This window comes from Streptomyces sp. NPDC025638 (assembly GCF_055558775.1).
The window spans coordinates 85837-100299 of record NZ_JBVHLX010000020.1; the positions used below are offsets into that span (position 1 = coordinate 85837).

Annotated in this window: 9 protein-coding genes; 2 read left to right on the top strand and 7 right to left on the bottom strand. The window is 71.5% G+C overall.

The features are described 5' to 3' along the window. Nucleotides 1–233: 233 nt before the first annotated feature. Together ACZ4EG_RS38500 and ACZ4EG_RS38505 are read left to right on the top strand one after the other, a co-directional pair. Nucleotides 234–1310 carry a ParB/RepB/Spo0J family partition protein gene (locus ACZ4EG_RS38500; protein ID WP_467793921.1) on the top strand — a complete coding sequence of 359 codons (1077 nt, stop codon included), beginning with the start codon at nucleotides 234–236 and terminating at the stop codon, nucleotides 1308–1310. 20 nt (nucleotides 1311–1330) lie between these two features. After that, entirely contained in the window at nucleotides 1331–2107 is a 777-nt protein-coding gene (locus ACZ4EG_RS38505) for a helix-turn-helix domain-containing protein (RefSeq protein ID WP_467793922.1), read from the top strand. A gap of 78 nt (nucleotides 2108–2185) precedes the next feature. Here ACZ4EG_RS38505 and ACZ4EG_RS38510 read toward each other — a convergent pair whose 3' ends face one another. The 7 genes from ACZ4EG_RS38510 to ACZ4EG_RS38540 are packed head-to-tail and all read right to left on the bottom strand — an operon-like array spanning nucleotide 2186 to nucleotide 14423. Continuing rightward, complete coding sequence (locus ACZ4EG_RS38510) at nucleotides 2186–3535, bottom strand: cytochrome P450 (RefSeq protein WP_467793923.1); 1350 nt, start codon at nucleotides 3533–3535, stop codon at nucleotides 2186–2188. Further along, on the bottom strand, nucleotides 3532–4077 hold the full coding sequence (locus ACZ4EG_RS38515; RefSeq protein WP_453560739.1) for a flavin reductase family protein: 546 nt from the start codon (nucleotides 4075–4077) through the stop codon (nucleotides 3532–3534). Before ACZ4EG_RS38515 ends, ACZ4EG_RS38510 begins: the two co-directional genes overlap by 4 nt. Then, nucleotides 4074–4532: an acyl-CoA thioesterase gene (locus ACZ4EG_RS38520; RefSeq protein WP_467793924.1), complete on the bottom strand. Its 459-nt coding sequence runs from the start codon at nucleotides 4530–4532 to the stop codon at nucleotides 4074–4076. Before ACZ4EG_RS38520 ends, ACZ4EG_RS38515 begins: the two co-directional genes overlap by 4 nt. A gap of 3 nt (nucleotides 4533–4535) precedes the next feature. Then, nucleotides 4536–10403: an SDR family NAD(P)-dependent oxidoreductase gene (locus ACZ4EG_RS38525; protein WP_467793925.1), complete on the bottom strand. Its 5868-nt coding sequence runs from the start codon at nucleotides 10401–10403 to the stop codon at nucleotides 4536–4538. Beyond that, complete coding sequence (locus tag ACZ4EG_RS38530; RefSeq protein ID WP_467793926.1) at nucleotides 10400–11524, bottom strand: enediyne biosynthesis protein; 1125 nt, start codon at nucleotides 11522–11524, stop codon at nucleotides 10400–10402. Before ACZ4EG_RS38530 ends, ACZ4EG_RS38525 begins: the two co-directional genes overlap by 4 nt. 2 nt (nucleotides 11525–11526) lie before the next feature. Then, a complete protein-coding gene (locus ACZ4EG_RS38535) occupies nucleotides 11527–13377 on the bottom strand; it encodes a CRTAC1 family protein (RefSeq protein ID WP_467793972.1) in 1851 nt (616 codons plus the stop codon). A gap of 56 nt (nucleotides 13378–13433) precedes the next feature. After that, nucleotides 13434–14423: a DUF1702 family protein gene (locus ACZ4EG_RS38540; RefSeq protein ID WP_467793927.1), complete on the bottom strand. Its 990-nt coding sequence runs from the start codon at nucleotides 14421–14423 to the stop codon at nucleotides 13434–13436. Between the last annotated feature and the right edge of the window lie 40 nt (nucleotides 14424–14463).

Genomic DNA, 14463 nt, shown 5'->3' on the forward strand with positions numbered 1-14463 from the left:
GCTAGAAGTGCTGGGTCTTTTCAAACAACCAACCACCGGGCGTTCGCCCGAACAGGGGTGCGCAGACCCGACCAGCCAAAGTCGCACTATCCCCGGCCGCGGGCCCCAGAAAAAAAGAGGTCGTTCTATATGCTCTCTCCGGATGCGTTGTTCTCCGTGGCGCCCGGGCCGTCTCACGCTTTTTGAGGGGAATTCCGGGTACGCCTGGATCTCGCCGAGGGGGATGAGGAGAGGTGAACAGCAACGACAGTTCTCTGACGCTGCCCGCCGGCTTCACTCACCGGGTGCGGATCGAGACGCTCCTTCCGGCCGATTCACCACGCCTGAACGGCGTCGACGAGAATCACGTACGACGTCTCGCCGACATCTACGCCACGCTGCCCCCGATACTCGTGCACCGCGGGACCATGCGGGTGGTCGACGGGATGCACCGCGTCGCCGCGGCCGCCGCGAAAGGGCTCACCTCCGTAGAGGTGCAATATTTCGACGGCGCCGACGAGGAAGCGTTTCTGCGGTCGGTGACGGCCAACATCGCGCACGGACTTCCGCTCTCCGTGGCGGATCGCAAGGCGGCTGCCGAGCGCATCCTGCGCGCCCGTTCCGACCTGTCCGACCGGGCCGTCGCCGACTGCACCGGACTCGACGCGAAGACGGTCGCGACGATCCGTCCGCGTTCGACCGCGGATTCTCCTCGGTCGAACATCCGGATCGGAACCGACGGCCGGGCCCATCCGCTCGACCGCACGGCCGAGCGGATCCGGGCCGCCGAGATCATGACGCGCAGGCCCGACCTGCCGCTGCGGGCGATCGTCAAGGAGACCGGCCTGTCGCTGGGCACGGCCCACGACGTGCGCCAGCGGCTGCTGCGCGGCGAGGCCCCGGTGCCCACCGGCCGCCGGACGTCCGCCCGCCGGGGGCCCGCAGCCGCGGTGGACCGTCCCGGCCCGCCGGCCGCTCCCCGTACCCCCGACACCGCCGGCCCGTCCGACACCCACGTCCCCGCGGGCTCCAGTCGCACCCGCGGTTCGCTGGAGACCCTGCGGCGGCTCGCCGGGGACCCGTCCCTGCGGCACTCCGAGTCCGGGCGCCAGTTCCTGCGCTGGCTGCACGTCCACTTCGTTCTCGACGAGGCCTGGCGGCAGCAGGCCGACGCGGTGCCCATGCACTGCGCGGGCACCGTCGCGGACCTGGCCCTCCAGTGCGCGGGCGCCTGGCAGCGGTTCGCCGAGGACCTCGACCGTCGGCGGCTGACCCAAACGACCCCCGCTCCAGTACGGCACGCGGCCTCCGAAGCTCGGCAGGGAGCATGATGCAAAGACAGGGAGAAACGGTGACCACCACCGCCATCGAAGCCGCTGTCCTTCGAGTCATCGACGAAATGCACGCGAATCTCGGCCAGGAACTCACGATCGACGACATGGCCCGCACCGCCATGTTCAGCAAGTTCCATTTCACGCGGGTTTTCCGGGATGTGACCGGCACGTCTCCCGGACGCTTTCTCTCCGCCCTGCGTCTGCAGGAGGCAAAGCGGCTGCTGCTCCAGACGGACTTCAGCGTCGCCGACATAAGCAGTCAGGTCGGATACAGCAGCGTCGGCACCTTCAGTTCCCGTTTCAAGTCCTGTGTCGGCGTCTCACCGAGCATGTTCCGGGAATTGGACGGATTCACCCCGGAAATCGGTCCGGGTGAACAGCCGGAAACGGTGGCCGACCACTCTCACGGGACGCTGCGCGGCCGGGTGCACCTGCCCGAGGACCGCGCGCCCGGCCACTGCTTCGTGGGCCTCTTCCCCACGCCCGTCCCGCAGGGACAGCCGGTGCGCTGCGCCGTCCTGGACGGTCCCGGGTCCTTCGAGCTGCGCGACGTCCCGGACGGCACCTGGCACGTGCTGGTGCACTCCGTCCCGTACGGCTGCGAGCACATTCCGTCCGGCACCGGCGGCCAGGACGTCGTCTCCGTCGGCAGCTACGGACCGGTGACCGCGCACGAGGACACCCTGCTGATGCCGGCCGAGATCATCCTGCGCCCGCTGGACGCCCTGGACCCGCCGGTACTGATGGCGCTGCTCGATCTGCGCACCGACGCCCTGGACCGCATCGCCGGCTGACCGCCCGGACCGACGACGAAGGGGCGGGCACGGAATTCGACCGTGCCCGCCCCTTCACGCGTTCCCGCGTGCGGTTCCTCAGTCCACCGCACGGACCGTCATCGGCAGCCCGCCCCGCATCCGCAGCGACATCATCGGCTCGGGGACGCCGTGGTGCCCGGGCACCACGGCCAGGTCCAGGTCGCGGCTGACGAGCGCGGTGACGAACACCGCCTCCATCATCCCGAGGTTGCTGCCCACGCAGAACCGCGGCCCCGCGCCGAACGGGATGTACGCGTAGCGGTGCCGGTGCGCGACGCGCGCCGGGTCGAAGCGTCCCGGGTCGAACCGCTCGGGGTCCTCCCACAGGTCCGGATGGCGGTGCAGGGTGTACGGGCACACCAGCACATCGGCCTTGGCCGGCACGTCGAACCCACCGACCCGGTCGGGTCCCTGGGCGATGCGCGGCAGGATCCACACCGGCGGATACAGCCGCATGGCCTCCTGCACGACCTGCATGGTGTACGTCAGCTTGTGCAGGTCCTCGGCGTCCGGCAGGCGGCCGCCGGCCAGCACGGCACGCGCCTCCTCGCGCACCAGGTCACGCACATGCGGATGGCGGGCGAGCAGCAGCAGGGTCCAGCCGAGTGTGCTCGCCGTCGTCTCGTGGCCGGCCAGCAGCAGCGTGACCAGCTCCTCCTGGAGCAGCCGGCGTCCCCGTGCCGCGTCCTCGCGTTCGCGTGCGGCGAGGATCATCCGGGCGAACGCGTCGTCGGCGCCCTCCCCGTCCGCGAGGCGGGCACTGCGGTCGGCGACCAGCTCGTCGACGATCCGGGTGAGTTCGCGACGTGCGCGGCGGAACCGCCGCTGGGTGGCGAGCGGCACCCAGGTCGGCACCAGGCCCTGGGTGACCATGTCGAACATGGCCTGGTCCTGGACCGCCTCGAAGGCGTGCGCGATGCCGCCGTGCGCGTCCAGGGAGGTGTCCATGAGGGTGCGCCCGAGCACGCCGAGGGTGAGCCCGGTGACCTCGCTCAGGATGTCGACGGGCGTGTCCCCGGCGCGCCGGCGCAGCAGCTCCACCAGGCGGGCGGACTCCTCGGCCACGGCCCCGGCCTGGGCGGCGATCCGCCCGGGCCGGAACGCGGGCTGCACGTTGCGGCGCTGGGCGCGCCACAGCTCGCCCTCGCTGGTGAGCAGGCCGTCGCCGAGTACCTTGCGGGACTCCACCAGGCCGATGCCCTTGTGGTAGTTGGCGGCGTTGTCCGCCAGCACGTGCTTGGCGTAGTCCGGCCGGTTGAAGATGTAGAGCTTCTTCGGCCCCATGGAGACGCGGACGGCGTCGGAGAGCGCGGCCGCGTCCCGCATCATGCCGAGCCGGTCGACGGCCAGTTTGCGCAGCAGTCCGGGCAGCGCCCACACGGGCGGGCCGGGCGGATGGACGCTCATGTGCGCTCTCCTTCCGCGGGCTCGGCGAGCCGCCGGAAGCGGCCTTTGTGGAAGACGAGCGGCTCCCGGCCGGGCAGTTCGTCCAGGGCCAGCACCCGGCCGAGGTGGATGGTGTGGTCGCCGCCGTCGTACGCCCGCCACCGGGCGCACTCGAAGTGGGCGGCCGCCCCCGCGATCAGCGGGGCGCCGCCGGCCTTGCCGGGCAGCCAGTCCACGGTGTCGAACTGGGCGGCGCCCAGGGGCCGGGAGCGGTCGGCGAAGTGCCGGGCCACGTCCTCCTGCCCGGCGCCGAGGACCGACACCGCGAAGGTGCCGGCCTCGGTGAGGACCCGGTTCATGACGGCGTCGTTGCCGACGCACAGCAGCACCAGGGCGGGATCCAGCGACACCGAGGTGAAGGAGTTGGCGGTCATGCCGTGCGGGCTCGCCCCGCCGACGGTCACGACCGTCACCCCGGTGGTGAAGGACCCGAAGGCCCGCCGCAGCCGCGCGGGATCGCCGGTGACGGCGTCCCGCGGCGGCGCGGCGGCCAGGGTGCTCATGCCGCCCGCCCCGTCAGCGCCCGGCCGTGGGCGGCGTACGGCTCGAGGGCGTGGGCCAGGGCCTCGGGGATGAGCGAGGGCACGGTGTTGGTGTTGGGGCCGCGCATGCACGCGATCCGCTGGCGCCCGCGCGCGATCAGCACCTCCGCGCCGCCGGTCACCTTGACGTAGTCGAAGGTGAACTCCAGCTGCGTCTGGCCCAGTTCGGACAGCCGCATCCGGATGGACAGCTCGTCGAAGGCGGTGATCTCCGCGAAGAACTCGCAGTCGACCTTCAGCGTGAACAGCTTCAGGTCGTCCTGCACCTCGGCCAGTACCGCCGGCGCCTTCTGCTGCAGGAACAGTTCCCGGCACCGGCCCTGCCAGCGCAGGTAGTTCACGTAGTACACGTTGCCGACGAGGTTGGTCTCCTCGAATCCGACCGTGTGCCGGTACTCGAAGTAGTCGTCCGTCATGTCTCAGAGCCTCCCTTCGGTGAGTTGCGTCTCGTGCGTGAGGAACGCGAAGACGGCTGGTTCCAGGGCGTCGCGCAGCGCGGTGACGAAGGTCGCGATCCTGAGGTCGCCGGCGGCGAAGACCACCCAGGCGTCCTTGCGGCGTGGCAGCACCGTCAGCGGAGCGCCGGCCATGATGCCGGCCTTGCGCAGGCACTCCACGGCGCCCCAGACCCGGGTGGCCGCGGTGTCCGGCGCCTCGCCCGTCTCCCTGGCGACCAGTTCGGCGACGACCGCGTGCTCCCCGAGCAGCCCGCGCCACTCGTCGGCCGAGCGCATGCTGACCGCCTCGATGTCGCAGGCCACCTCGGTGTCGCAGACGGCGCTGAGCGTGACTCCCAGACCGTGTGCCGCCGACATCGACATGTGCCGTTCGGGCTCCAGTTCCGGTCGCCCGTCCGGGCGGTGCCGGACCGCGACCGGGCTGCCCAGGGCCCGGGCCGCCGCGTCCGCGGTGAAGCTGCGGCGCTGGGCGACGGAGCCAGCCGGGGTCTCCCCGTGCGGCTCGACGGCGACGGCGATCCGGCTGCCGACGACGTCCTCGATCGAGCGCTCCAGGTACGGGCCGAGCAGCGGGGCGACCCACGGGCCGGAGCCGTCGGTCTTGCGCACGGCGTGCAGGGTCAGGCCGTCCCAGCGTTCGACGACGGTGCCGTTCTCGTCGCGCACCGCGATGTCGTACACATAGGTGTCTCCGTCGCGGCTGCGCTCGACGGCGGTGTACCGCAGCCGGTCGGGCACATGGTCGCCGGAGCCGAGCGCGTGGATCCGCTCCACGCCGGACGGCAGCAGGGTGGCGTCGGGGACGCACACCTGGTTGCCGTGCATGAGCGCGTCGCGCATGCCCGGGTCGGCGAGCAGCAACTCACCGGGCAGGAAGCCGGCGAACCAGCCCTCGGGCCGCTGCTGCACGGCGACTTCGGCATCCACATGCCGGGCGGCGGCCCGGTGGAAGCGGCGCAGCCGCTGGAAGCGGGCGCCCTGGAACAGGATGCTGCCGTACAGATCGGCTGCCGGATCCAGGGGGACGACCGGGGTGTCGTCCGGCACCTGCAGCGGCGGGCCGTCCGGCACCGCGGTCTCGGTGAAGACCAGACGGGCGCGGAAGTGCTCGGCAACGAATCCGGTGTCCTCGGCATGGATCGCGACGTCGACGGTGTCGGTGCCGGTGACGGTCGCCGCGATCCGGATCCGGGTGCTGCCGTTCGGCGGCACGACGATGGGCCGCAGGAACTTCGCGCCCTCGATGACCGGGGTGCCGGTGTGCCCGGTCACCGCGGAGGCGACCTGGGTCATGGCCTCCATGCCGATGACGGCGGGCAGCAGCAGGTTGCCGTCGAGCAGGTGGTCGGACAGGTAGGGGTCGGTGCCGGAGTTCAGCTCGACCTCGGTGACCAGCTCGACGCCGTGGTAGCGCACCAGCGGGTTGCCGGTGAAGCGCAGCATCGGCAGTGCGGGCAGATCGCGGCGGACGGTGTCGATGCCCTCGGTACGGCCGCTGATGACCGTGACGACGGGGGCGTCCGGGTCCTCGATCAGGCGCAGCAGGATCTCCACGCCCTGGTCCGGGGAGACCGGGGTGATGCCCTCGCGGGAGAGGGTCTCGACGACGGAGAGCTTCTCGCCCATGCCGACGCCGGACCACACCGACCATTCCATGCAGCGGGCGCGCAGGTCCGGGTGGGTGCGGGCGACCTCCTCGGTGAGGTCGGCCAGCCACTCGTTGGCGGTGGCGTAGTGGCCCTCTCCGCGCAGACCGGCCCGGCCGATGATGCTGCCGAAGGTGACCAGCAGCTTGAGGCCGGCGGCGCCCACCGCGTCCAGGACGGTACGCAGTCCGTCGACCTTCGGGGCGAAGGTCCGTTCGAAGTCCTGCGGGGCGAGCCGCGCCAGCGGGTTCGGCTCGTTGCGGCCGGCGCCGTGCAACAGGCCGGTGATCGCGCCCAGCTCCCCCGTCAGTTCGGTGACGGCCGCGGTGACCTGCTCGGGGACGGTGACGTCGGCGCGCGCGTAGTGCACACGGACTCCGTCGGCGCGCATCCGCTCCAGGTTGTCGGCGAGTTCGCGGTCCTCGGCGGGGTCGGACCGGCCGAGGACGGCCAGCTTGGCGCCGGTCCTGTGGGCCACGGCAAGCGCGCACTCGGCGGAGATGCCCTTGCCGCCGCCCGTCACCAGCAGTACGTCCGAGGCGTCCAGCGCTGACGTGGTGCGCTGCGGGGCCACGGGCAGGGCCCGTAGGGTCGGCACGCGGCGCACACCGGCGTCGTCGTAGTGGACCTCGGCGAACCGGGTGGTCGCCGCGACCTCGCCCACGACCCGTTCCACCACGTCCGGTGACGCCGGGGTGTGGACGACGGTGGTGCGCAGGTGCGGGGCCTCCAGGTAAAGGGTCTTGGCCAGGCCGGCGGCGCCGCGCCCGTCCTGGACGAGGACGAAGCGCCGTGCGCGGTCACCGGCGAGCGCGCTGTGCGCGGCGGCCAGCACCCGCTCCACCTCCTGCCGTGCGCAGCCCTTGGCCAGCACGGCGAGGACGCCGGCGCCGACGCCGGACCCCGCCAGCTTCTGGCGCAGCTGTTCGGCGTACGGGTGGCCGTCGGTGGTGAACAGTTCCCAGTCGCCGTCGGCGCCGTCGGCGGCGGCGTGCGGCCGGGCGACCTCGTCCAGGTCCACGGCGAAGGGGCGGGCCCAGGGGGCGGCGCCCGCGACGACGGGGGTGCCGGAGTCCACGGCGCCGCCGGTACTGACCACGGTCTCGAGCGCCTCGGCCAGTTCGGCCAGGGTGGCGGTGGCGAAGTTGGTCGGCACCTGGGCGGCGGCGATCCCGAGGCGGGACGCCGCCTGGTTGACGATCTGGCCCACGGTGATCGAGCTCATGTGGAGGTCGTCCAGCAGCCGGCTGTCGGGGTCGACCAACTCGGCGGGCAGTTCGGCGCGTTCGGCGACGAGGGCGCGCAGCACCTCCAGTGCGTCGACGCCGTCCTCGGTCGTCTCCTCGGCGGCGGGCGCCGGTTCGGCGGCCGTGGGAGCCGGTTCCGGCGCCGTCTGCTCCTTCCGCGGGGTCTGCGCCGCGGGGGCGGCGGCCCGCGGGCGGCGCCCGGCATGTACGTCCTCGCGGGGCGCCTGCTCGCAGGGGCTGGCGAGGAAGGAGAACTCCTGCCCGATCTGGAGCGGCCGGATGAGCCGGTCCTCGAAGAGCCGCTCCAGGGCGACGGGCGCTCCGGCGACGAACGCGGCACCGGTGACACTCAGCAGACTGCGCAGCGACTCGTCGTCGGTGTTGAGGGCGACGGCGGGGACGCCGGTGGTGGCCCGGGCGAGTCCGGTGAGCACCCGTCCGGGCCCGACCTCGATGAACAGGTCGACGTTTTGGGCGGCCTCGCTCACCGCCTGGGTGAAGCGGACGGGGCCGGTGATCTGCTCGGTGAGCAGCGCGGCCAGGTCCGTATCACGTGTCAGCGCCGCACCGGTGACGGTGGAGACGATCCCGTCGGCCGGGACGCCCAGCGGGGTGGTGGCCAGCCAGGCGCCGAAGGTCGCGGCGGAGTCGGCGACCAGCGGCGAGTGGAAGGCGTGCGAGACGTTGAGGCGGGTGCAGGCGACCTCGGCCCGTTCGGCGCGGCGCTGCACTTCCTCGATGTCCGCCGGCGAACCGGCGATCACCGTCTGCTCCGGGCCGTTGTACCCGGAGATGACGGCGTCGAGGCCCGCGAGGAGTTCCGCGGCCCGCTCCGGGGTCGCGCCGAGCGAGGCCATCGTGCCCGAGGCGCCGTGCCGGGCCATGGCCCGGCCCCGCACCCGCGCCGCCTCCAGGAGGGTCTCCTCGTCGAGTGCCTGAGCCCAGTGCAGGGCGGACAGCTCGCCGAGGCTGTGCCCGACGGCGACCGACGCCTCCAGGCGCAGCGCGTCGAGGACGCGCAGGCCCGCCGCGGAACCGGTGGCGATGCGCGGCTGTGCCACGTCGGTGGCGACCATGTCGCCGGTGGTGGGCAGCGCGGCCCGGGCGAAGACCTCGGCGGCCTCGGGGAAGCGGCGGCACAGCGCCCCTCCGTCGGCGCCGTGGCCGGACCCCTGGCCCGGGAAGAGGAAGCCGATCCGGGCGCGCCCGGTGGCCCGGCCGAGGAAGCCGCGGCCGTCGGCGGCGGTGTACGACGTGTCCCCTGCCTCCAGCAGGTCGGCCAGGTGGGTCAGCCGGCGTTCGGCGTCCTCCGGGGAGGAGACGACGACGGCCGCGCGGTGCGGCAGGCCGCGCAGTTCGCGCTGGAGCGTGGCGGCGAGGTCGGCGACCTGGCCGTAGGAGACCTGGCCGGCGAAGGCGGCGACCTCGGTGAGCCGGACGCGCAGCGCCTTCGGGGACTCGCCGTCCAGGACGAGGAGTTCGCAGTCCTGCGGCGCGTGCGCGAGGGTGCCGGAGCGCCGGCTGCGGGCCGTACGGCGCCGGCCGGCGGGCTCGTCGAGGACGATGTGGGTGTTGATGCCGCCGAAGCCCATGGCGGTGACGCCGGCCCGGCGCGGCGCTTCCGCGGGCCATGCCTCGGCCTTGCGCAGGGCCTTGAGGTTGGCCTTGTCGTCGGCGAGCAGCTCGTGCGGATCGACGGTGCCGATGGCCGGCGGGAGGGTCTGGTGGTCGACGGCCATGGCCGCCTTGATCAGACCGGCGACGCCGGCGGCGGCCTTGGTGTGGCCGATCATGCCCTTGATGGACGTGATGGCCGCGGGCGGTGCGTCGGGGTCGGCCTGGCGGCGCGCGCCCATGAGAGCGGTCAGCTCGGTGGCGTCGCCGACGGCGGTGCCGGTGCCGTGGCCCTCGAAGAGCCGGACCGTCTCGATGCCGAACCCGGCACGCTCGTAGGCCCGTTTGAGGGCCAGCTGGTATCCGCTCACCTCGGGGCGGGTGATGCCGCCCTGGCCGTCGGAGGACACGCCCCAGCCCGCGATGGTCGCGTAGATGCGGTGGCCCGCGGCGAGGGCGTCCTCCTCCCGCATCAGGACGATCATGCCGCAGCCCTCACCCGGCCAGAAGCCGTTGGAGCCGCGGTCGTAGAGCCGCATCTCGCCCTTGGCCAGCGCGCCGGTCTTGGCGAAGCCGATGATCTCGAAGGGGTCGATCGACAGGTCCACCCCGCCGGCGACGGCGACGTCGATGTCGCCGTTGACCAGCGCGGTGCCGGCGGTGGTGACCGACAGCAGCGAGGAGGAGCAGGCACCGTCGACGGTGTATCCGCCGCCGTTGAGGTCGAAGTGGTTGCAGATCCGGCCGGCGATGGTGTTGGCGAGTCCCCCGGCGAGGGTGTCCTCGTCGATGGCGGGGAACGGCTCCTTGTAGGCGGTCTCGACGTCGTCGAGGAACTGCGCGATGCGGTCCTCGTCCCAGTCCTGTTCGCCCTTGAGGGCCGCGGCCATCACTCGCCGTACGTACGGCCAGCGCAGCCGCATGACGTTGGCGCGGGAGAACTCGCCGGTGAGGGTGTTGCCGACGATGACGCCGGTGCGTTCGCGGGGCAGGCCCTCGCCGGCCGGGAATCCGGCGTCGGCGAGCGCGCGTCCCGCGGTGTCCAGGGCGAGCCAGTGGGTCAGGTCGGTCGACCGGAAGGTGCTGCCCGCGATGCGGTGGGCGATCCGGTCGAACGCATAGCCCTCGATGACCGCGGCGTTGCGGGCGTAGAAGGTGTCGGGGGTGGTCGGGTCCGCGTCCCAGTAGTCGTCCAGGTTCATCCGGACGTCGGGCAGGCGGCGGAACGCACGCCGCCCGGCGACGGCGTTGTCCCACAGTTCCTTCGGGTCGGTTGCGTCGGGATAGCGGCAGGCCATGCCGACGATGGCGATTCTGGTCATGCGACCACCGGTGTCTTCAGGGTCTCGGCCTCGGCGGCGGCCGGGGCGGGGCAGGAGCAGGCGCCGTCCGGGCAGGCGCACGCCGGAGCCTCGGCGTTCGCCGGGGCGGGGCACGAGCAGGCGCCGTCCGGGCACGCGCACGCGGCGGTGGTGCCGGCGGCGGCGGCCGCCTGGGCGGCGTCCTTCTGGGCGACGGACCGGGTGACGGCGGCGAGTGCGAGGGCCTCCTCGGTCCGCTTCTTCGCCACGATGTCGGCGGTCCACAGGAACGTGCCGCGGATGGCGCAGGCGAGCGCGGTGGCGAAGAACAGGCCGTAGGCGATGCCCAGCGCGGTCACCACGCCGTACAGGGTGGCGACACCGCCGCCGAAGGCGATCTGGCCCCACTTCGAGGACGGCGTCGTACCCGGGTCCGTGATCATGTAGTTGGTGAAGAGCACGAACGCCACGCCCGTCATCATCGCGAGGGCCGCGGGGATGGAGGTGTCGTACAGCAGGCCGCGGACGATCGCCTGGAGGGCGAAGCCGCCGAGCCAGGCGAGGATCAGCCACATCCGCTCGGTGAGCTTGGCGTTCAGCATCGTGCCGAGCGAGATGATGATGGCCGGCACGAGCCAGTCGAAGCCGCCGTCGAGGTACTCGGTGAACTGGTACGGCGGCGCGATCGACGCCCACGGGAAGAGCACCAGGATGACGGCGATGCCGAAGTTCGAGGGGTTCATGAAGTGCCGCAGGCGGCCCTTGACCGGGGCGCGCAGCACCCACTTGGTGCCGACGGCGACGATGACGCCGAACATCATGACCCACACGATGTCGTTGACGTACGACAGCATGTTCACCGCGAGACCGGTGATGTGGGCCGGGTAGAGGAACTCCATCACACCGCGCGGGCCGTTGCCGCGGAAGCGTGCCGTACGGCCCTCGGCGCGGGCGCCGATGATCTCCAGGACGATTTCGAGTGAGTAGGCGGTGGCCAGGGCTATCAGCGGCCAGGTCCAGGGCTGCTCGAAGCCCAGCACCGTGTAGCCGAAGATGTTCAGTACAGAGATGGAGATCGCGAACCGGCGCAGGGCCGTGACGACCTTCGGGTTGTGGCGTGGTGCGTTGGTCTGGGCGGACATGGTCACTTCTCCTTGGCCCGGTCGCCGAGTTCGATGCTGTGCCGGCCCGGCTTCAGCGTCAGTTCCTGCTCGTGGACGTCACCGTTGCGGTCGCGCCAGGTGATCTGGGTGGGCAGCGGGCCCTTGATCCCCTTGCCGAGGCCGATGTGGATGTCGGTGCTGCGCTTGCCGGAGTGGCCGCCGCCGCCGTCGATGCGGTCGATCCGCTTGGTGCCGTCGGGCAGTTGGACGCAGACCTCCGCGCCCACGACGGGCGCACCATCGGGGTGGGTCAGCTGCAGGCCCAGGTACGCGCCGGTGTGCCGGCTGATGTTGTGGTAGAAGACCGGCTCGCCCCACTGGCGGGCCACCGCCAGGTCCAGGCGGCCGTCACCGTCGACGTCGGCGGTGGCGATGCCCCGGGTGGGCATCGGCTCACCGATGCCGAGGGCCTCGGACAGGTTGACGTACTTGCCGGTCGACGGGTCCTTGGCGTAGAAGCGCATGCGCTGGTTGCCGGCCAGGTCGTCACCATGGCGGACGTTGGGCCACCACTGCGGGTTGGGGACGAGCGCGTCGTTGGCGGTGGCAAGCTCCTGAAGCTGCGGCCAGCGGTTGGTCTTGCCCTTGACGAAGCCGTTGGCCTGGGTGATCTCCAGGTCGCCGTTGTTGTCGAAGTCGCCCATCTTCACGTCCCAGCCCCAGCCGGACCAGGCGAGGTTGAGACCGGAGGACCTGTCCTTGAACGGCGCTTCGCCGTTCTGGAAGCTCTTGCGCAGCTCGGCCTTGCTCTTGGCCTGGTCGAAGAACGCGAAGTTCGACTCCTGGATACCGAACGACGTCGTGATGTTGCTGACGAACATGTCGTACAGGCCGTCGTGGTTCAGGTCGCCGAAGTCGACGCCCATGCCCTTGAACGAACTGCGGCCCAGTTGCTTGGACTTGGGCACGGTGCCGTTGTGCACGGCCTTGACCTCGGCGAACTTGATCGTGCCCGGCCTGGACTTGTTGTAGAGCAGCGCGGAGGTGCCGAAGTCGTGGGCGAGGAACATCTCCGGCAGGTGGTCGCCGTCCAGGTCGGCGGCGGAGGCGCCGAGCGTCCAGCCGTGGTTGAGGCCCTGCGGGATGGCGTCGTCGACCTTCTCGTAGCCGTTCTTCGTCCAGCGGAAGAAGTGGCCTCCGCCGCCGTTGGTGGCGTGCGACAGCGAGGCGTTCATGGTGACGTCGCCGTCCTTGGTCGGGTCCAGGACGGGGCTGTCGGGGAAGTAGTTGCCGATGAAGATGTCGTCGTGTCCGTCACCGTCGAAGTCGGCGACGGCGGCGGCGTTGGAGTTCCACAGCGGGCCGGTGTACGTCGCGCCGGTCTTGCCGGGCAGCAGTTCGGTCGGCCGGAAGGAGCGGGCCGTCAGCGGCTGCCCCTTCTGGCCCTGGTTCAGGAAGATGACCGGCGTACGGCCCCAGTAGTAGACGAGGAGGTCAATCCTGCCGTCCTCGTTGTAGTCGCCGGGCACACAGCCCATCGGCGCCATCGTCCTGCTGGTGCCCAGCGGCGCCGGGTTCAGCGCGAACGGCGCGTAGGCCTCCCCTCGCGTCGGTGCCGGGGTGACGAAGGCCTGGTCGATGCGCGGGTCGACGACGCACAGGTCGTTGGGCAGGCCGTCCCCGTCCATGTCGTTCACGGCAATACCCGCACCGACCGACGAAATCCAGGCCTCGATGTGCTTGTACGCCTTGTTGACCTGCCGGACCTCCTGCTTCTTGAATCCGGCGGGCTCGGCGATGGACATCGGCTCGAACGAGTAATTCTTTGCCAGGCTGTCGATCTCGGCGGCCGACGACTCAGGCAGCCGAACAGCGTAGAACGTGCCCGCCATCAGGGCCAGGGCGACTATTCCCGGTGAATTTCTGCGAAGCCAGTTCTTTGCGACCGTCACTGGTCAGTACCTTTCAAAACGAGCGACGAGGAAGCGAGTTGCGCGGCGATGTCGTGGCGCCAGGCCTCGTAGGCCGGGAACGGGCCGACGGTCTCGGGCGCCTGGGGCCGGGCGTCACGGCACACCTGCGAGGCCCCTTCCGCCGTCGTGCCGCACACCACGCGGGCCGCGAGGTGGGTGTGGTCGATGACCGTGCCGGCCTTGACGCGCGCCTCGGTGGCGAAGGCGGATCCCTGGGCGAGCGCCCAGCGGTGCTCGCCGGCGCCCTCGACGAAGTGGGCGAGTTCGTCCTCGCTGACCCCGCCGGCATAGGCGCAGGCGAGTCCGGCGCCCGCGTAGAGGTCGGAGTGGCGGCGCTCGGGATAGGCGCGGATCAGGTCGGTGACGACGTCGGGGTCGGTGCCGCCGACGAACCACAGGGCGCGGCCGATGCCCTGGTCGATGGCGTTGGCCGTGTAGTGGTTGTGACCGCCGCGCCAGCGGAAGGGGTGCTGGACCTGCGGGTTGCGCACATACGCGTCGGTCTTGAAGTACGCCTGGTGGAACCCGTATCCGTCCAGCGTCAGCCAGCGCAGCAGCGGGTCGGTGGACCGGATGTCGGGCCACAGGGGCTTGGGCAGGCGGGCCATCGCCCAGCCGATGCCGACGTAGATCATGTAGTCGTGGTCACGGCCCCGCCCGGCCAGCAGTCCCTGCAGTCGGCCGCCGTGTCCGGGCAGCGAGTCGTACACCGCCGCGCCCATGCCGGCGCCCTCGTACGCGAAGCCGCGCATGTCCCGCGGGACGGTCTCCAGCAGTTCCTCGGCCTCGGCGGGCGAGCCCGCCTCCACCGCGTAGGCGTACCCCCTGAGGAACACCTCACCGATGTACTCAAGGCGTTCCTTTGCTTCCGCGTTCTTCACATGAAAACCGCGCACCTCCATGGTCGTCTCGGAAACCGGAGGTGTGAGCAATCGGCGCCTCAACGCGCCAAATGAACTGGACACAGCAGTAAACCGCCCCTCTCGAATCCCTTGAATCCCCAGC

What these genes read in the sequence shown, in the direction of transcription:
- ACZ4EG_RS38530 (WP_467793926.1), bottom strand. Translation starts at nt 11,524, where the DNA reads ATGTCCGCCCAGACCAACGCACCACGCCACAACCCGAAGGTCGTCACG.
- ACZ4EG_RS38535 (WP_467793972.1), bottom strand. Translation starts at nt 13,377, where the DNA reads ATGGCGGGCACGTTCTACGCTGTTCGGCTGCCTGAGTCGTCGGCCGCC.
- ACZ4EG_RS38515 (WP_453560739.1), bottom strand. Translation starts at nt 4,077, where the DNA reads ATGAGCACCCTGGCCGCCGCGCCGCCGCGGGACGCCGTCACCGGCGAT.
- ACZ4EG_RS38520 (WP_467793924.1), bottom strand. Translation starts at nt 4,532, where the DNA reads ATGACGGACGACTACTTCGAGTACCGGCACACGGTCGGATTCGAGGAG.
- ACZ4EG_RS38525 (WP_467793925.1), bottom strand. Translation starts at nt 10,403, where the DNA reads ATGACCAGAATCGCCATCGTCGGCATGGCCTGCCGCTATCCCGACGCA.
- ACZ4EG_RS38510 (WP_467793923.1), bottom strand. Translation starts at nt 3,535, where the DNA reads ATGAGCGTCCATCCGCCCGGCCCGCCCGTGTGGGCGCTGCCCGGACTG.